At 66.0% G+C, this 17,642-nt stretch carries 15 protein-coding genes and 1 pseudogene; 5 read left to right on the top strand and 11 right to left on the bottom strand.

The annotated features are described in order from the left end of the window. Positions 1-32: 32 nt before the first annotated feature. Both K6L26_RS29910 and K6L26_RS29905 read right to left on the bottom strand, forming a co-directional pair. A complete protein-coding gene (locus tag K6L26_RS29910; protein WP_048896070.1) occupies positions 33-848 on the bottom strand; it encodes a MaoC/PaaZ C-terminal domain-containing protein in 816 nt (271 codons plus the stop codon). Between the two features lie 13 nt (positions 849-861). Beyond that, positions 862-2,214 (bottom strand): 3-oxoacyl-ACP reductase, encoded by a 1,353-nt coding sequence (locus tag K6L26_RS29905; RefSeq protein ID WP_047038844.1) that lies wholly within the window; start codon positions 2,212-2,214, stop codon positions 862-864. A gap of 73 nt (positions 2,215-2,287) precedes the next feature. Between K6L26_RS29905 and K6L26_RS29900 the strand changes: the two genes are divergently transcribed. Beyond that, positions 2,288-3,625 carry an acetyl-CoA C-acetyltransferase gene (locus K6L26_RS29900; protein WP_372514778.1) on the top strand — a complete coding sequence of 446 codons (1,338 nt, stop codon included), beginning with the start codon at positions 2,288-2,290 and terminating at the stop codon, positions 3,623-3,625. A 489-nt stretch (positions 3,626-4,114) separates the two neighbouring features. Then, the gene (locus K6L26_RS29895) at positions 4,115-5,023 is read left to right on the top strand and encodes a TIGR03564 family F420-dependent LLM class oxidoreductase (RefSeq protein WP_019349088.1); all 909 of its coding nucleotides are present in this window, start codon (positions 4,115-4,117) and stop codon (positions 5,021-5,023) included. 46 nt (positions 5,024-5,069) lie between these two features. Here K6L26_RS29895 and K6L26_RS29890 read toward each other — a convergent pair whose 3' ends face one another. Continuing rightward, positions 5,070-7,964: an MMPL/RND family transporter gene (locus K6L26_RS29890; protein ID WP_221852325.1), complete on the bottom strand. Its 2,895-nt coding sequence runs from the start codon at positions 7,962-7,964 to the stop codon at positions 5,070-5,072. Then, positions 7,961-8,407, bottom strand: a complete 447-nt coding sequence (locus tag K6L26_RS29885) for an MmpS family transport accessory protein (protein ID WP_019348506.1) — start codon at positions 8,405-8,407, stop codon at positions 7,961-7,963. Before K6L26_RS29885 ends, K6L26_RS29890 begins: the two co-directional genes overlap by 4 nt. A 156-nt stretch (positions 8,408-8,563) precedes the next feature. Here K6L26_RS29885 and K6L26_RS29880 point away from each other — a divergent pair, with 156 nt between their 5' ends. Next, the gene (locus tag K6L26_RS29880) at positions 8,564-9,157 is read left to right on the top strand and encodes a TetR/AcrR family transcriptional regulator (RefSeq protein WP_036390453.1); all 594 of its coding nucleotides are present in this window, start codon (positions 8,564-8,566) and stop codon (positions 9,155-9,157) included. A 10-nt stretch (positions 9,158-9,167) separates the two neighbouring features. Here K6L26_RS29880 and K6L26_RS29875 read toward each other — a convergent pair whose 3' ends face one another. Both K6L26_RS29875 and K6L26_RS29870 read right to left on the bottom strand, forming a co-directional pair. Then, positions 9,168-9,461, bottom strand: coding sequence for a DUF3618 domain-containing protein (locus K6L26_RS29875; protein WP_221852323.1), 294 nt, complete (start codon positions 9,459-9,461; stop codon positions 9,168-9,170). After that, the gene (locus K6L26_RS29870) at positions 9,448-9,858 is read right to left on the bottom strand and encodes a phage holin family protein (protein ID WP_019348509.1); all 411 of its coding nucleotides are present in this window, start codon (positions 9,856-9,858) and stop codon (positions 9,448-9,450) included. Before K6L26_RS29870 ends, K6L26_RS29875 begins: the two co-directional genes overlap by 14 nt. 139 nt (positions 9,859-9,997) lie before the next feature. Between K6L26_RS29870 and K6L26_RS29865 the strand changes: the two genes are divergently transcribed. Further along, positions 9,998-10,270 carry a DUF4235 domain-containing protein gene (locus tag K6L26_RS29865; protein ID WP_061262157.1) on the top strand — a complete coding sequence of 91 codons (273 nt, stop codon included), beginning with the start codon at positions 9,998-10,000 and terminating at the stop codon, positions 10,268-10,270. 1 nt (position 10,271) lies between these two features. Here the strand turns inward: K6L26_RS29865 and K6L26_RS29860 are convergent, their stop codons facing one another. The 4 genes from K6L26_RS29860 to K6L26_RS29845 all read right to left on the bottom strand — a co-directional run bounded on the left by K6L26_RS29860 (position 10,272) and on the right by K6L26_RS29845 (position 15,121). Next, positions 10,272-10,763, bottom strand: coding sequence for a hypothetical protein (locus tag K6L26_RS29860; RefSeq protein WP_019348510.1), 492 nt, complete (start codon positions 10,761-10,763; stop codon positions 10,272-10,274). Positions 10,764-10,879: 116 nt separating this feature from the next. Continuing rightward, positions 10,880-11,512, bottom strand: coding sequence for a DUF1361 domain-containing protein (locus K6L26_RS29855; RefSeq protein ID WP_221852321.1), 633 nt, complete (start codon positions 11,510-11,512; stop codon positions 10,880-10,882). 89 nt (positions 11,513-11,601) lie between these two features. Continuing rightward, entirely contained in the window at positions 11,602-13,191 is a 1,590-nt protein-coding gene (locus tag K6L26_RS29850) for a phospholipase D family protein (RefSeq protein WP_221852319.1), read from the bottom strand. 94 nt (positions 13,192-13,285) lie between these two features. After that, positions 13,286-15,121: an acyl-CoA dehydrogenase gene (locus K6L26_RS29845; protein ID WP_047038913.1), complete on the bottom strand. Its 1,836-nt coding sequence runs from the start codon at positions 15,119-15,121 to the stop codon at positions 13,286-13,288. A 236-nt stretch (positions 15,122-15,357) separates the two neighbouring features. On the opposite strand from K6L26_RS29845, the gene K6L26_RS29840 reads away from it, so the two are divergent. Beyond that, positions 15,358-16,437, top strand: a complete 1,080-nt coding sequence (locus K6L26_RS29840; RefSeq protein WP_221852318.1) for an NAD(P)H-dependent amine dehydrogenase family protein — start codon at positions 15,358-15,360, stop codon at positions 16,435-16,437. An 81-nt stretch (positions 16,438-16,518) separates the two neighbouring features. Here the strand turns inward: K6L26_RS29840 and K6L26_RS32090 are convergent. Further along, positions 16,519-17,634, bottom strand: a pseudogene (locus K6L26_RS32090) (beta-ketoacyl reductase); the annotation flags it as partial. Between the last annotated feature and the right edge of the window lie 8 nt (positions 17,635-17,642).

Below are 17,642 nucleotides of genomic sequence, written 5' to 3'. Positions count from 1 at the left end.
TGAAAACGCGATCTGTACGCACTCTCGATGGGTCAGAGAGGCTGCACCGTTGCCGACAGGTGCGGGTAGCCCTTGGACAGGTTGCGCAGAGTCAGTTCCCAGCCGTCGGCGTCGCGCTCGACATAGAGCCCGGCCTTGGCCGGCAGTACCACGGGCTTGGCGAATCGCACCGAGTACTTGACCGCATCGGGGATCTGCCCCTCGATGTTGGCCAGAACCGCTGCCGCGCTGAACATCCCGTGCGCGATCACGGTGGGGAAGCCGAACAGCTTGGCGGCGATCGCGTTGGTGTGGATGGGGTTGTGGTCCCCGCCGATCGACGCGTAGTTGCGGATCTGGCCTGCGGTGATGCTCAGAACCGCGTTCGGCGGCGGCAGTTTCGGCTGCTTTTGCGGTTCCGGCTTCGGTTCACCGGACAAGCTGGTCTTCTGCTGGTGCAAAAACGTCGTCACCTGGTGCCAGGCCACGTCGTTGCCGACCTTGAGTTCGGTGACGATGTCGACCAGCAGACCCTTGCGGTGCTCGCGCAGGTTCTCCGCATGCACCGCCGCGCTGACGGTGTCGGTCACCTTGATCGGCTTGTACTGCGTGATGTGGTTTTCGATATGCACCGACCCCATTGCGGCGAACGGGAAATCGAAACCGGTGACCAGTGACATCACCGTCGGGAAGGTCAGCGCGAACGGGTAGGTCAGCGGCAGAGTGTCGCCGAACCGCAGCCCGGTCACCTGTGCGTAGGCCGCCACGTTGGCCGGGTCGATGGCTAGTTCGTCGACCGTGACGGTGCGGGCCGGCAGGGTGTCGTCGCGCGGGATGAACGGCAGGGCACCGACGACGGCGCGCAGCATGTTGTTCACGTGCTCACGCCCCCAGCATGGCCTGGCCGCAGACCCGGATGGTGTTGCCGGTGACCGCATTCGACGCCGGGCTGGCGAAGTACGCGATCAGCTCGGCCACGTCCACCGGCTTGCCGCCCTGGAACAGCGAGTTCAACCGACGGCCCACTTCTCGGGTGGCCAGCGGGATGGCGTCGGTCATCTTGGTCTCGATGAAGCCGGGAGCCACCGCGTTGATGGTGATGCCCTTCTCGGCCAGCACCGGGGCCAGAGCCTCGGTGAGCCCGATCATTCCGGCCTTGGTGGTGGCGTAGTTGGTCTGCCCGCGGTTGCCGGCGATGCCGGCCATCGAAGACAGCCCGATGACCCGGCCGCCCTCGCCGAGCGCCCCGGCTTCCACCAGGCCCTCGGTCAGCCGCTGCGGGGCAAGCAGATTCACTGCGATCACCGAATCCCACCGGCTCTCGTCCATGTTGGCCAGCAGCTTGTCGCGGGTGATGCCGGCGTTGTTGACCAGCACGTCGACCTTGCCGCCGTGCTGCGCGGTGACGTGGGCGACGATCTGCTCAACCGCGTCATCGGCAGTGACGTCCAGGGTCAGCGCACTGCCGCCGACCTTCTCGGCGACCTTGCCCAGATCCTCGGCGGCCTGGGGAACGTCCACCGCGACGACGGTCGCGCCGTCCCGCGCGAAGACCTCGGCGATGGTCGCCCCGATACCGCGGGCCGCGCCGGTCACCACGGCCACCTTGCCGGCCAGCGGCTTGTCCCAGTCGGCGGGCGGGGTCGAATCGGCGGCGCCCACCCGGTAGACCTGGCCGTCGACGTAGGCCGACTTGGCCGACAGGATGAACCGCAGGGTGGACTCCAGGCCGGTGGCGGCGGGCTTGGCATCGGCGGCCAGGTACACCAGGGACGCGGTGGCGCCGCGCTGGAGCTCCTTGCCGAGCGAGCGGGTGAAGCCCTCGAGGGCGCGCTGCGCGATCTGGGCGTGGACGCTGCCGGCCTCATCCGGGGTGGTGCCGATGACGACCACGCGGGCACACGAGGAGAGGTTGCGCAGCACCGGGGTGAAGAACTGGTAGAGCTCTTTGAGCCCGGCGGCGTCGGCGATGCCGGTGGCGTCGAGCACTACGCCACCGAACGAATCGGCCCAGCGACCGCCGATGTTGTTGGACACGACGTCGTAGTCGTCGGCCAGGGCGGTGCGCAGGGGTTCGACGACGCGGCCGTCACCGCCGATCAGCAGGGATCCGGCCAACGGCGGATCACCGGCGCGATAGCGGCGCAGGGTCTCGGGCTGCGGCACGCCCAGCTGCTTGGCCAGGAACGATCCCGGCCCGGAGTTGACCACTTGGGAGAACAGGTCGGAAGCCACTTCAGCTGCCTTTCGCTTCGCAGTACTGCGTTGTCAATACCGAACTTACTCCAGAGTAAGAACAGTGGGTAATATGGCCCCGGACAACCCGACAGTGGAGGGCAAACAGATGGCCAACAACACGACCCGGCGACGCGTTGCCGTTTTGGGTGGCAACAGGATTCCGTTCGCACGGTCCGACGGCGCGTATGCCAACGCCTCCAACCAGGACATGTTCACCGCGGCGCTGGACGGGCTGATCGACCGTTTCGATCTGGCCGGTGAGCGCCTTGGCGCGGTGATCGGTGGTGCGGTGCTCAAGCACAGCCGCGACTTCAACCTCATGCGTGAATGCGTGCTGGGCAGTTCGTTGTCGCCCTACACGCCCGCGTACGACATCCAGCAGGCGTGCGGCACCGGTCTGCAGGCCGCCACCGCGGCCGCCAACGCCATTGCGCTGGGGCAATACGATTCTGCGGCGGCAGGCGGAGTGGACACCGCGTCGGACGCGCCGATCGCGTTCGGCAACGACCTGCGTCAGGTGCTGCTGGGCCTGCGGCGGGCGAAGTCCAACGTCGAGCGGCTGAAGCTCGTGGGCAAGCTGCCAGCCGCCCTCGGCGTGGAGATCCCGGTCAACAGCGAGCCCCGCACCGGTATGTCGATGGGGGAGCACGCCGCGGTCACCGCCAAGAAGATGGGCATCAAGCGCGTCGACCAGGACGAACTGGCCGCTGCCAGCCACCGCAACATGGCTGCCGCGTACGACAGCGGATTCTTCGACGACCTGGTCACCCCGTTCCTCGGCCTGTACCGGGACAACAACCTCCGTGCCGATTCCTCGGTGGAGAAGCTGGCCAAGCTCAAGCCGGTGTTCGGCGTCAAGGCCGGCGACGCGACCATGACCGCGGGCAATTCGACCCCCCTGACCGATGGCGCCTCGGTGGCGCTGCTGGCCAGTGAGGACTGGGCGCAGGCCCACGGCCACGAGCCGCTGGCCTACTTCGTCGACTCGGAGACGGCCGCCGTGGACTATGTCAACGGGCCCGACGGCCTGCTGATGGCTCCCACGTACGCGGTGCCGCGGTTGTTGGCCCGCAACGGGCTGACGCTGCAGGACTTCGATTTCTACGAGATCCACGAGGCATTCGCCTCGGTGGTGCTGGCCACGCTGGCGGCCTGGGACTCCGACGAGTACTGCAAGGAACGGCTCGGCCTGGACTCCGCGCTGGGCACCATCGACCGCGCCAAGCTCAACGTCAACGGCTCGTCGCTGGCGGCGGGTCACCCGTTCGCGGCCACCGGTGGCCGAATCGTGGCTCAGTTGGCCAAGCAACTGAGCGAGAAGAAGAAGGCGACTGGCCAGCCGGTCCGCGGGCTCATCTCGATCTGTGCGGCGGGTGGGCAGGGCGTCGCGGCGATTTTGGAGGCGTAGCTTGCGGAGCCCGACCATCAGGCTGGAGGCGTAGCTTGCGGAGCCCGACCATCAGGCTGGAGGCGTAGCTTGCGGAGCCCGACCATCAGGCTGGAGGCGTAGCCCCGTCCTGACCTCCGGAAACTGTGGCCGCGAAAACATCCGAAAAGTTTGTTTTCGAGATGTGTAACGGCTGCGGCATAGGGGTCGATACATGGGTAGCTCCGTGTTGCCGTCTGACCCCCCGACCCGACGGCAACACGGGGCACCTAACTTTTAAGTCTCGGCGAAATCGGCCGTACTTTTCTCTGGTTTGAGGGGTACCCGAGGCGTACGATCGAGCCTACGACGGGTTCGGGAGTGACTGATCCAAAGAGTCGGCATTGGGGTGAAAGTCCGGCTGCGTGAGACAAATTGAGACGCCCCCAAGTGCCCTCCCGAACCCGCCCTTTTTGTCTACAGCCCGCCCCTTCTGGCCCGATCGGTCCGGCCTACGCATAGCGTGGTGCCATGCAGATCAGCCTTATCGCCTCACTGAGTGACACCGGGGGCCGCTCCCCGATCGACGCCACCGTAGAGAACCTCGCGCAACTGCACGAAGAGGGATTCCGGCGGGTCTGGATGACCCAGATGCCCTATGAGCCCGATCTGCTGACCGTCCTCGCGGTCGCTTTTCGTGAGGTCGACGGGATCGAGGTGGGCACCGGTGTCATCCCCATTCAGAATCAGCACCCGATGCTGCTGGCCCAGCGCGCGCTCACGCTCAGCCTGATCAGCGGCGGGCGGTTTCTGCTGGGCCTCGGAATGACGCACGCGGCGGTCACCGAGGGCATGTGGGGCATTCCGTGGGACAAGCCGGTCCGCCGGCTCCGTGAGTACCTGGACGGGCTGCAACCGCTGCTGGCCGGCGAGCCCGCTGATGCGCCGGGCGAGACGGTCACCACGCGCGGCGCACTACAGATCCCAGGGGCGACGGCACCGGAGGTGTACATCGCCGCGCTGGGGCCGCAGCTGCTCAAGCTCGCCGGCCGCCGCACCGCAGGCACCGTCACGTGGATGACCGGCCCGACGACGCTGGCCGAGCACGTCGCGCCAACGCTGCGCGAGGCCGCCGGAGAGCGACCGGTTCGGGTGGTCGCCGCGCTTCCGGTCAGCGTCACCGACGACGTCGACGGGGCCCGCGCCCAGGCCGCCAAGCAATTCGCGATGTACGGCCATCTGCCGTCCTACCGGGCCATGCTCGACCGGGAGGGTTACGCGGGCCCCGAGGACGCAGCCATCATCGGCGACGAAAGCACTGTGGCCGAACGCATCCGAGCCCTCGGGACGGTCGGTGTCGATGAGTATGTCGGGGTGGTGTTCGACGCGTCGCCCGAAACTCGGGCCCGCACCCGGGCACTGCTGCGCTCACTTTCCTGACGCGAGCAGACGCAACCTGCCCGAAAAACCGGATTACAGGGCAGGTTCATGTCTGGTCGGCGGGTGTCGGCTCCGGTTTGAGCAGTTCGTGTACCGAGGTGCGCGTGCCGTACGGGCGCAGCATGCGGCTCGCCGGCCGCGGCCGCACGATCTGTGGCCACCAGAACCACCGGCCCAGCAGGGCCGCGATGGACGGTGTCATGAACGACCGCACGATCAGGGTGTCGAAGAGCAGGCCGAGACCGATCGTGGTGCCGATCTGGCCGAGGACGATGAGGTCGCTGAAGATGAACGAGGACATGGTGGCGGCGAACACCAGGCCGGCCGCGGTCACCACCCGGCCGGTGCCGGCCATGGCTCGGATGACGCCGGTCTTGAGCCCGGCCCCGATCTCTTCCTGGAACCGGGATATCAGCAGCAGGTTATAGTCGGCACCCACGGCCAGCAGCAGGATGATGGCCAGGGCCAGCACGATCCAGTACAGCTGGATGCCGAAGATGTACTGCCACACCAGGACCGACAGGCCGAACGACGCGCCCAGCGACAACACCACGGTGCCTACGATGACCATCGCGGCGACCAGGCTGCGGGTGATGAACATCATGATGAGCAGGATGAGGCTGATGGCCGCCAATGCGGCGATCAGCAGGTCGTACTTGGCACCGTCCTGAATGTCCTTGTAGGCGGACGCTGTTCCGGCCACATAGATCTTGGCGTCCGACAGGGGAGTGGCTTTGATCGCGTCGAAAGCGGAGTCTTTGAGAGCGTCGATGTGTGAGATGCCTTCTGGGGTAGCGGGAGTGCCCTCATGCGTGATGATCATGCGGGCCGCTTTGCCGTCGGGCGAGAGGAACAGTTTCAGCCCGCGCTTGAAGTCGGGGTTGTCGAAAGCCTCCGGCGGCAGATAGAACGAGTCGTCGTTCTTGGCAGAGTCGAATGCCTGACCCATGGCGGTCGCATTCTGCAGGGCCTCCTGGGACTGCGCGTTGGTGCCCGCCGTGGTCGCGTAGTTCGACAAGGTCAGGTCGCGGTTGCGTTCCTGGATGGCGATCTGCGGCGGCAGCAGCGCCACGAGCTTCGGCTGGAGCGCGTCGAGCTTGTCCAGGCTCGCGGTGATCTGCCCGAACTGATCGCTGAGTTTGTCGATCCCGTCGAGCGCGTCGAACACCGACCGCAGCGCGGCGCACATGGGGATGTCGAAACAGTGTGGCTCCCAGTAGAAGTAGTTGCGCAGCGGCCGGAACTGATCGTCGAAATTGGCGATCTTGTCGCGCAGGTCGTTCACGATCGCCACGGTGTCGTGGAACGCCTGGGTCTGCTCATGGGTGGCGGCAGCGCTGGCCTGCTGCAGCGCGACCTGCTGCTTGAGGATGTTGATGGTGTTGGACAGCTCGTTGGCCTGCTTGAGCAGATCGGCGGCGCGGTCCTGCTGGTAGCCCAGATTCATGATCTGGCTGGCGCTTTGCGCGCTGATCTGAAAAGGGATGGAGCTGTGCTTGATCGGGGTGCCCAAGGGCCGGGTGATCGACTGGACCAGGGCGATACCGCGGGTGTGCAGCACGGCTTTCGCGACGCGTTCGAGGACCAGCATGTCCGCGGGGTTGCGCATGTCGTGATCGGTTTCGATCATCAGCAGTTCGGGGTTGAGCCGGGCTTCCGAGAAGTGGCGGGTGGCGGCGGTGTACCCGATGTTGGCCGGTGCCGAATCCGGTAGGTAGGGCCGGCCGTCGTAGCTGGTCTTGTAGCCCGGGAGGGCGAGTAGTCCGACGAGCGCGATCAGACACGACACCACCAGGATGGGGCCGGGCCACCGCACGATCGCGGTCCCGATGCGGCGCCATCGCGGTGCTCGCGGGTTGCGTTTGGGCTCAAGGAGCCCGAACCGGCTGCCGATGGTCAAGACTGCGGGCCCCAGGGTCAGCGCGGCCAGGAGCGTCACGAGCACGCCGATGGCGGCCGGTATCCCCAGGGTCTGGAAGTAGGGCAGTCGGGTGAAGTGCAGGCAGGCAACGGCGCCGGCGATGGTCAGCCCGGAGCCGACGATGACGTGCACGGTGCCGCGAAACATGTCGTGATACGCGGCTTCGCGGTCCATGCCGCGGCTACGCGCTTCGTGATAGCGCCCGACGATGAAGATGCCGTAATCCGTGCCCGCGGCGATCGCCAACAGGGTCAACAGGTTCGTCGAATACGTGGACAGGCCGATGACCCCGTAATGCGCGAGGGCAGCGACGATGCCGCGTGCGGCGGCCAGTTCGATCAGGACCGTCACGAGCATGAGCAGCATCGTGATCAGCGATCGGTACACCACGAGCAGCATCACCGCGATGACCAAAAAGGTTATCCCGGTGACCTTTTCGGTGCCCTCGCTGCCGACCTCGAAGTTGTCGGTGATGAGCGGGGCGGCGCCGGTGACGTAGGCCTTGACTCCGGGCGGTGGCGGGACGCTCGCCACGATCTCGCGGACGGCGTCGACGGATTGGTTCGACAGCGCTTCGCCCTGGTTGCCGGCCAGATATACCTGCACCAGAGCGGCTTTGCCGTCCTTGCTCTGGGAGCCGCCGGCGGTGAGCGGGTCGCCCCAGAAGTCCTGGATGTGTTCGACGTGCTTGGTGTCCTCGGCCAGCCGCTTCACCAGCGTGTCGTAGAAGCGGTGGGCGTCGTCGCCGAGCGGCTGGTCGCCCTCGAGCACGATCATGGCCGCACTGTCGGAGTTGAACTCGTCGAAGACCTGGCCGATGTGGCGCATCGCCATGGTCGATGGTGCGTCGGGGGCGTTCAATCCGACCGAGCGGGCTGCGCCGACGACTTCCAATTGTGGCACAAGGATATTCGTCAACGCTGCGATGGCGACCCACACCAGCACGATCGGTACGGCGAGCGCACGGATGGTCCGCGCCGACCTGGAACGTTCGACGCGTTCGGTGCCGTGGGCGCTCATGCTGACTTGTCCAAGCAGGCGATATAGCCGTTCACGTTGTCGGTGGACCTTTCGTCCTTGACCACACCGTTGACGGTGATGCGGCACCCGATGTAGTCGCCATCGCCTTGTGCTCGCAGGTCGGCGAAGAGGGTCGGGTCATCGGTGACCAGCGTCTGCGACCACGGCAGCGGCACGTCCTCGGCGCGCTGCGGTTGGGCGTCGATGTCGAGGTAGTTGATGGTTGCGACCGAGCCCGGTGAGCCGAACACTTCGAAGAGGACCCGCTTCGGGTTGTAACCGGTGTTCTCCAAAGTGTCGGCGCTGGGTCGCGATACCTCGTTGTCCGAACCGAAAATTGCGTGCAACCTGCTGACGGTAAAGGCGACGACGGCTACCACGAGTACGGCAACGATCACCGTCCAGCGCCGCTTCACCAGGCTGCCTACCGAGATCCCCTGCATCTCAGAGCCTTTCAACAACGGCGCGCAGCGCGCCGGAGGCGTGAGTCTTTGGCCGTTCGAAGCACCTGAACGGTACCGTACGGTACTCTTTGAGATAGGGCAATACCTATGGGCAACCCATAGGTAGCGGACATAGATGGTCACGAAAGGTTTTCGGTGTCTTCCACTTCAACAGCGCACGATGTTTCGGCGTCTCAATGGACCGAACGCGAGTCGGAGTTGTTGGCGGTGACCTTGCGGCTGTTGCAGCAGCACGGATACGACCGGTTGACCGTGGAAGCCGTGGCGACAGAAGCCAAGTCGAGCAAGGCCACCATCTACCGGCGGTGGCCCTCGAAGACCGAGCTCGTCCTGGCCGCCTTCATCGAAGGCACCCGGATTCAGCTGGTCCCGCCCCGCACCGGCTCGTTACGCACCGATCTGCTGAGCATCGGCACCTCGGTATGCGCCCAGGCGCGCGAGCATGGCAGCACGATGAGCGCGATCATGTCGGAGATCGCGCACAGCCCGGAACTCAGTGCGGCGCTGCAGAACCAGTTCGTGCTGCAGCGCAAGAAGCTCATGCGCGAGGTGTTGACCGAGGCAGTGGAGCGCGGCGAGATCAAGGCGGCGGCAATCCATGACGAACTGTGGGACGTGATGCCCGGTTACCTCGTGTTTCGATCTTTGATACCGGGCCGCCCGCCGACGGAGGCGACGGTGCGCGCGCTGGTCGACGACGTCCTGATGCCCAGCCTCACCCGGTTCTGAGATCACCGCCTCAGCGGCGGCGCCACCACACCAGCAGGCCGATCGCCGCGACCGCAGCGATGACAGCGGCGACCGGGATCGCCGGCTTGGACTTCGCGGCCTCGGTTGCCGCGTGCGCCCGGTCGACGACGGCTTCCTTTGTCTCGGCGGCCTTGTCCTGCGCGCGGCCCTTGACATCGAGCTTGTCGGACAGTGCGGCCACGGTCTGACCCAGCTCGTTGCGGGTCTTGTCGATGTCGGACTGAAGTTCGTCGATGCCGGCGTCCGGACCCGGTTCGGGCGGAAGGCGATCAGCGCTGGCCATGTCGTGCCTCCTTGAGCTCATCGAGATCCTGCTTGACGCTGTCGACCGATTGGGCGGCAGGCGGTGGCACCTGCTTCGCGTGGCTTCGGCTGACCATCGCGGCCACTGCGGCACCGATGAACAGCACGGCAGCGACGATGATCGCGGCCGCCCACACCGGCAGAACCAGCGAGATCGCGGCCACCGCGGCGGCGATGGCCGTCATCAGGCCCAGCACCGCCAGCAGGCCGGCGGCGCTGATCAGCCCGGCGCCGATCCCGGCGTGGCGCGCAGATTCCTGGAACTCGCGTTGCGCCAACCGCAGCTCATCGCGGACCAGCCGCGTCGTCTGCTCCTGCAATTGGCCGAGCAGCTGGGCCGTCGACGGTTCGTTGATGGTTTTCTGTTGAGTAGTCATGATGGGCCTTTCCCAGGCGTACCGCTTCTCTCACAGCAGTGCCCGACACTGGCTCGGGCAAAACCTGAACCGGGCAGGAGAACCGTTAGAACCGGTCGGTTCCGGGTATCCGCACTGTCAGCCGTTGTGAGGAGAACCCGTGAGCCGAGTCTCGAAAGTGCTGTACATGCCGCTGTCGATGGCGACAAGCGTGGGCGGGGGCCTGTTGGCCGGCGCGTTGTTCACCCAGATCTGGAAGCGCATCGATGAGCCGAACCGCGAACCACCCGATCCAAAGGATTTGAATCGGTCTGCCGCCAAAGCCTTGACGGCAGCAGCTATCCAGGGACTGGTGTTCGGATTGGTCCGAGCCGCCGTCGACCGGGCAGGCGCCAAAGGCTACCGGGCGTTGGCCCACGAATCGCCGGTTTAGTTCATTCGGACCAGGCCCGCCGGCCTGTTGCCCGAACGCGGCTGAGGGCCACCTGGTGCGTCCGGTCGCAGTGCCCATCGTTGATGAACGCGTCGTTTCGGCGCCCTTCGATCCGGTTGATGTGCCGGCTGAGGGCTCGTTTTTTCTGCTTGGACAGCGACTGGCCACGGTGGGCGAGGAGGTCGAGCTGCTGCCAGCTGAGTCCGTCGAGTTCACCGTCGGCGTCGTGGGTGGCTACGACGACACATCCGCGCAGCAGGGGAACCGTCTTGGCTGAGAAAGATGTTGTGGCCAGCAGCAGTTCGGTCGCCTGACGGTTCACGTGGCGCTGGCAGGAGTGGGTAGCAGGGCTGAACCAGAAGTCGAATTGCCGGTCATCGGAGGTCAGGCAGTGCAGCCCGCGATCGTGTACGAGTTGGTCGATGTCGGCAGTGGTGTAGGCCCGGGTCTCATAGATCGCGCCGTTGACGCTGAAATACAGGACTGTGTTCATGGTGATGTTCCATTCGCCTCTTTCTTTCCAGGGTCACCGCAGGTGCGCGGTGCTGTTACTGAAGTTACCCGTGTGGCAAATGGGATAAACCTTGGTAACGATCGGAACACGGTCGTTCAGCGCAGGCCGTTGAGCGCCCAGATCGTCAGATACGCCAGTCCGAAGAAGGCCGCGACAGCTACCGCCACTCCGGTCGACTGCACGTAGGACAGCGGTCCGCGCATCCAGTCGAACGTCGCCGCGACGACCGCGTCGGGACGGGTCACGAGGTCCCAGGAGTTCCAGCGCTGGAACCGTCCGATGACCACGCCGACCGCGCACAGCCCGACCGACATCACGGCCACCAGCCAACCCCAGACCGGGCCGAACTCGTCGTCCAACCGGCGGTGCACGAGCAGCAGCGACACCACTCCCAGCAGAATCCCGGTCCACGCGGCGAACCCGTACTGCAGCACGTGACGCCACAGTTCGTAGCCTTCACCGAGGTGAACCAGATCGGTCACCAAGTACGGGGCGTTCGGCAGGAAGGCCAACCAGACGGCACCCAGCGGCAACAGCCACAGCCGGCGCTCGACCAGATCGAAGGCGATTGCGAAGACCATCGGAATCCAGGCCAGTACGAGGTTCCACACCAAGAACTTGGTGGGGTAGGACATCGGTGCGGCCGGGTCGGTGATCCCCAGTGCGAGGGTCAGTGCCGTCGTCGCCATCAGCGAGACGACCAGCAGGATGCCGCGGGCTTCGGTCATGGGACCAGTTTGTCATCCGCCGAATGTTGGCTTGTGTCCGATAGTTTGGCCGGATTTCAGGACAACCCGACGTTGGGCTTGGCCATCGGCTACCAGCGCCGGCGTAGCCGGTCTCGGTAAGACCGTCCGTCAGGGTCGTAGACGGCGCGGTACACGGGTTCGGCCCACGCCCGGGTGAGCCGGCTGAGGCGCTCAGGCCGATGCGGCCGCAGGCGCCCGGGCGGGCGCGGGCCGGTCCGCCCGCCGTCGTGCCAGTCCTGCAGCGCCTGCGCCGACGCCGTGACGGCCTCGACCGCTGCCGCCGGATCGACCAGGTCGCGGTCGTCGTGGGCGGGGCGGTCGAGATGTTCGGCGAGCAGCCGCAGCCGGAGATCGCGGGCGAACACGCGGGCGCCGTCACCGAGGCCGGCCGGGTCACGGGGTTCACGTTGGTCGCGGGTGTCGTCGAGTACTGCGCACGACAACTCGCTGTCGTGTGTCCAGGACCGCCGGTTGAAGTTGTCGCTTCCCACACTGGCCCAGACGTCGTCGATGACACACACTTTCGCGTGTACGTAAACCGGTGTCCCCATGTGGTTTTCGATGTCGAAGATATGGACCCGCCCAGGGTCGACGGCGCGGCACGTCTCGATGGCCTGCTGGCGCCCAACCTGGTTGGGCGGCAGGGCCAGGCGGCCGTCGACATCGGGGTGTCGCGGCACCACCGCGATCAGGTGCAGGTCAGGGTTGTTCGCCAATGCCTCGGCGAACAACTGCGAAACCTGCTTGGACCACAGGTACTGGTCTTCCAGGTAGATCAGCCTTTTGGCCCGCTGCACGGCTTTCGTGTAGCCGCGTGCCACGCTGCGCTCGCCGCGCGGGGCAAACGCGTACTCGAAGTGGGCATCGGGATAGGTCCGCAGTACTTGCACCGCCGCTCGGCCGCACGGTGGGGGATCGGGCGGCTGCGGCGGCAACGCGCCGGCGCTCAGGTCGGCGCGGCGAAGTTTGTCGGCGATCCAGGCGATCGGCGACAGCATGTCCAGCGGTGCCGGGTCGGTCCAGCGCTCCCGGAACGTGAAGTCCAGCGAGCCGACCGCGGGTCCCTGGATGCGTAGCTGGACGTCATGCCACGGCGGGTGTTCGCCGTACTGGCGGGCCATCCGCATCGGCTGGGGATCCCCGTGATGGCTGGCGTCGTCGCGGCGCGAGTGGCACAGGTCGATACCGCCGGCGAAGGCGACGTCGCGTTCGGGTGCGCCGGGATGGCGCAGTACGACGAGCTTTTGGTGATGGGAACCGCCGATGCGTACCCGTTGGTCGAGCAACACCTCACCACCCGCTGCCTCGATCGCGTCTCCGAGATGCCGGTTCTCCTCCTCGCTGTAGGCGAATCGATCCAGGTGCGACCGCCACATCAAGCCCTTGACGACGACACCACGTTCCGCGGCCCGGCAGAACAACTCGGCGATCGTCGGTCCGTCCTGGCGCATCTTTTCGTCGGGGTCGCCGCGCCAGTCGGTGAAGAACAGATGGTCGCCTCGGCGCATCTCGGACACCTCGGCGGCCAGCCGATCGAAGTAGGTCGCACCGTGGATCAGCGGTTCCACCCGGTTGCCGGCACACCAATCCGGCAACGAGGTGTCCGGATTGTCGCGTTCGTCGGTCGTGAGGAACCAATTCGTCAATTCCGCGAGCACCGCCCGGGAGTACCCGTTGGCGGTCGTGTCTGCACCCGGCGCCTCAAAAGCGAACGCCCCCGGGATAACCCGGGGGCGTTCGACTTCGCAGCTCTTAGAATGCGGCCTCGTCGAGCTCCATCACCTCGTTGTCGATGGTCTCGATGACCTGACGGGTGCTGGTGAGCAGCGGCAGCATGTTCTTGGCGAAGAACGAGGCTGCGGCGATCTTGCCTTCGAGGTAGGTGCGGTCCTCGCCGGTGGCGCCGGCGTCGAGCTTCTCGATCGCCACAGCGGCCTGGCGGGCCAGCAGCCAGCCGAGCAGCAGGTCGCCGACCGACAGCAGGAAACGAACCGAACCCAGGCCCACCTTGTAGATGCTCGCGGCATCTTCCTGAGCGGCCATGAGGTAGCCGGTCAGGCTGGCGGCCATGCCCTGGACATCGGCCAGCGCGGTGCCGAGCAGTTCACGCTCGGTCTTCAGGCGGCCGTTGCCGGTCTCGTTCTTGATGAACTGCTCGATCTCGCCGGCCACGAACGCCAGGGCCTGGCCCTTGTCGCGGACGATCTTGCGGAAGAAGAAGTCCTGCGCCTGGATGGCGGTGGTGCCCTCGTAGAGCGAGTCGATCTTGGCGTCGCGGATGTACTGCTCGATCGGGTAGTCCTGCAGGAAGCCGGAACCGCCCAGGGTCTGCAGGCTCTCGGTCAGCTTGGCGTAGGCCTGCTCCGAGCCGAAGCCCTTGACCACCGGCAGCAGCAGGTCGTTGACCTTGTGCGCGAGCTCGCCGTCGACGCCGTGCAGCGCCTTGGCGACGTCCTTGTCCTGGAAGGTCGCGGTGTACAGGTACAGCGCGCGCATGCCCTCGGCGTAGGACTTCTGCGTCATCAGGCTGCGACGCACGTCGGGGTGATGGGTGATGGTGACGCGCGGAGCGGTCTTGTCCATCATCTGGGTCAGGTCGGCACCCTGCACGCGCTCCTTGGCGTACTCCAGAGCGTTGAGGTAACCGGTCGACAGGGTGGCGATGGCCTTGGTGCCCACCATCATTCGGGCCTGCTCGATAACGTCGAACATCTGCGCGATGCCGTTGTGCACCTCGCCGACCAGCCAGCCCTTGGCAGGCTTGTCGTGCTGGCCGAAGGTCAGCTCACAGGTGGCCGAAACCTTCAGGCCCATCTTGTGCTCGACGTTGGTGACGTAGACGCCGTTGCGCTCGCCCAGCTCGCCGGTCTCGAAGTCGAAGAGGAACTTCGGTACGAAGAACAGCGACAGACCCTTGGTGCCGGGGCCGGCGCCCTCGGGGCGGGCCAGCACCAGGTGGAAGATGTTCTCGAACAGATCGTCGGAGTCGGCGGAGGTGATGAATCGCTTCACGCCGTCGATGTGCCAGGAGCCGTCCTCCTGCTTGACCGCCTTCGTGCGGCCGGCGCCGACGTCAGAACCGGCGTCGGGCTCGGTGAGCACCATGGTGGCGCCCCAGCCGCGCTCGGAGGCCAGAACGGCCCACTTCTTCTGCTCTTCAGTGGCGTTGTCGTAGAAGATCTGCGCGAAGGCGGCACCGCCGGCGTACATCCACACGGCCGGGTTGGCGCCCAGGATGTGCTCGTTGAGGGCCCACAGCAGAGCCTTGGGAGCGGGCACGCCGCCGAGCTCTTCGTAGAGGCCGACCTTGTCCCAGCCGCCGTCGATCGCCGCGCGCACCGACTTCTTGAAAGACTCGGGCAGCGTGACGGTGTGGGTCTTCGGGTCGAACACCGGGGGGTTGCGGTCACCATCGGCGAACGAGTCACCGATCGGGCCCTCGGCCAGGCGAGCCATCTCGTTGAGCATCTCGCGGGCCGTATCGGCGTCCAGGTCGGTGTAGTCACCGGACCCGAGGGCCTTGTCGAGGCCGAAGACGTCGAACAGGTTAAAGACCTGGTCACGGACATTGCTCTTGTAGTGGCTCACTTTTCCTCCTTGTGAGAATGCCACCTGAGGTTGGGTACTTCGGATAAGTTACCCACCAGTAACTGTGCCCAACTATACCGTTCAGTAACTTCAACGCAAAGAGACTCTGAGCAATTTCTGGGAGCTAACCAACCCAGCGGTTGATCGACCTATGTACCGTCCGGTGAAAATCCCTCTGAACTGCGGTTTCTATCTATTGTGACGATCCTCACGAATATCGCCATTAGGGTGGGCGGATGCGTCGAGTCGCGGTGTGGGGTACGGGAAATATGGGTGCAACGGCGATCCGGTCGGCCACGGCCTTCCCGGGCCTGGAGTTGGCCGCCGTCATCACGTCATCTGAGGACAAGGCTGGTCGCGACGCCGCGACCTTCGCCAAGCTCGACGGCCTCACCGGCGTCAGTGCCACCACTGACGTGGACGCGGCGCTGGCCCAGTGCGACGCCGTCGCCTATATGTCTTCCGGCGATATCCGGCCGGAGGAAGCCATCGCCGAGATCGAGCGATGCCTCCGAGCCGGCAAACAAGTGGTGACGCCGTCGCTCTATTCGCTCTACGACCCGGCCTCGGCTCCGGCGGAGTGGGTCGAGCGGCTCACCGACGCGGCGGTGGCCGGCAACTCTGCGCTGTTGGTCAGCGGCGTCGACCCGGGCTGGGGCAATGACGCCCTGGCTGTGATCGCCGCCGGGCTGTGCACCCGGATCCGCACCATCCGATGCCAGGAGATCTTCGACTACTCCACCTACAACCAACCCCACGCGGTGCGAGTGCTCTGCGGCTTCGGCGGCTCGATGGACGAGACCCCGATGATGTTGCTGCCCTCGATCCCCACGATGGTCTGGGGCGGAAACGTCCGGCTGATCGGCCGCGGGTTGGGCCTGGAGATCGACGACATCACCGAGACCGTGGAGCGGCTGCCGCTGACAGAGCCTGTCGACAACGTCCTCGGCCACTTCGAGGCCGGTACCCAGGGCGCGTTCCGGGTTCAGGTCATCGGATGGGCCGACGGCGTCGAGCGCGTCGTCATCGAACACATCACCCGCATCGACCCGGGCTGCGCCCCGGACTGGCCGCAACCCGATCAGGGTGTGGGCGACCACCGCGTGATCATCGACGGTGACCCGCAGCTGAGCATCGTGGTCCGGGCCGACGTGCCGGGCGGCACTCGCGCCGACGGCGGCAATACCACTGCGGCCAACCGGCTCTTGGGCGCGATCGACTGGCTGGCGACCCAGAAACCCGGCATCTACGACGGGCTCGACGTGCCGTTGCACCCGCCGCTGCCACCCGAGGTCGAGGCCACCCGCTGGATCTGAGCACAACTCTTCTCTGCCGAACAGACGCAAATGTCCCCGCACGCGCGGCGTGTCGGGGACATTTACGTCTGTTCGCGGGTTCTAGTCCGCTGCCGCCGGCTCCGGCTCCGGCTCCGGCTCCGGCTCCGACGGTTCCGTCGTCGCCTCAGCCGGCTCCGCGTCAGGCAACTGAGCCACCAGATACTCGGCGAGTCCACCGATGGTCGGGTAGTCGAACACCGCGGTCGCGTTGAGCGTGAACTTGCCGCCGAACTGACTGTGCAGCCGGTTGCGCAGTTCGATCGCCATCAGCGAGTCCGTGCCGAGATCCAGGAAGCGGCTGGTCGCTGCCGGAGGCGAGGCGAGCCGCAGGAAGTTCTGCACCTCCTTCTGCAGGAACTCGGTGACGAACCCGGCCCGCTGCGGCACGGGGATCTCGAGCAGCTGCTTGAGCACCTCGCTGTCACCGACGACCTCACCGGCTGCACTGGGTAACACCAGATCGAGGATCGGCGGTCGCTGGCTGCCCAGCACCTTGGCCGCCCGCTGCCAGTTCGCCTTGAGGACGGTGGCCTGGCCGGTGCCGTTGGCCACGACCTCACCCAGCGCGGCCAGTGCCGCTGAGGGCTCCAGCGGAATCAGGCCCTGGGCACTGATGTTCGCGGTTGCCGCTTCCGAGGACGCCATACCGCCCTGGCCCCACGGACCGAAGTTGATGCCCGTGGCCGGCAGGCCCTGCGCCCTGCGCTGCGCGATCAGACCGTCGAGCAACGCATTGGCCGTCGCGTAGTTTGCCTGGCCCGGTGAACCGAACAGGCTCGACACCGAGGAGGAAACGATGAAGAAGTCCAGATCGTCGTCCTTGGTCAACCTGTCCAGGAACTCGGCACCGAAGGCCTTGGGCGCCAAGGTCGTCCGGAACCGTTCCACGCTCTGCTGGCCGAGCAGCGCATCATCGAGCACACCGGCCAGATGCGCGACACCCGCCAGCGGTGGCAGCTCCGCACGGATCCGCTCCAGCAGCTTGGCCACTTCAGCCTCGTCACCGACGTCGGCGGTGAAGACGTGAATGCGGGTCTTGTTGCGCTCGGTGATCTCCTCGATCAACCGCTGTGCATCTGCATCGGGCTCACGACGGCTGGTCAACACGATGTCCCCGGCGCCACGTTGGGCCAGATACGCCGCGGTGTGCAGACCGATCGCACCGAGCCCGCCGGTGATCAGGT

This window comes from Mycobacterium farcinogenes (assembly GCF_019739075.1).
GTDB lineage: Bacteria > Actinomycetota > Actinomycetes > Mycobacteriales > Mycobacteriaceae > Mycobacterium > Mycobacterium senegalense.
The sequence above is the reverse complement of the archived record's forward strand: the minus strand, read 5'-3'. Positions and strand labels throughout refer to the sequence as shown.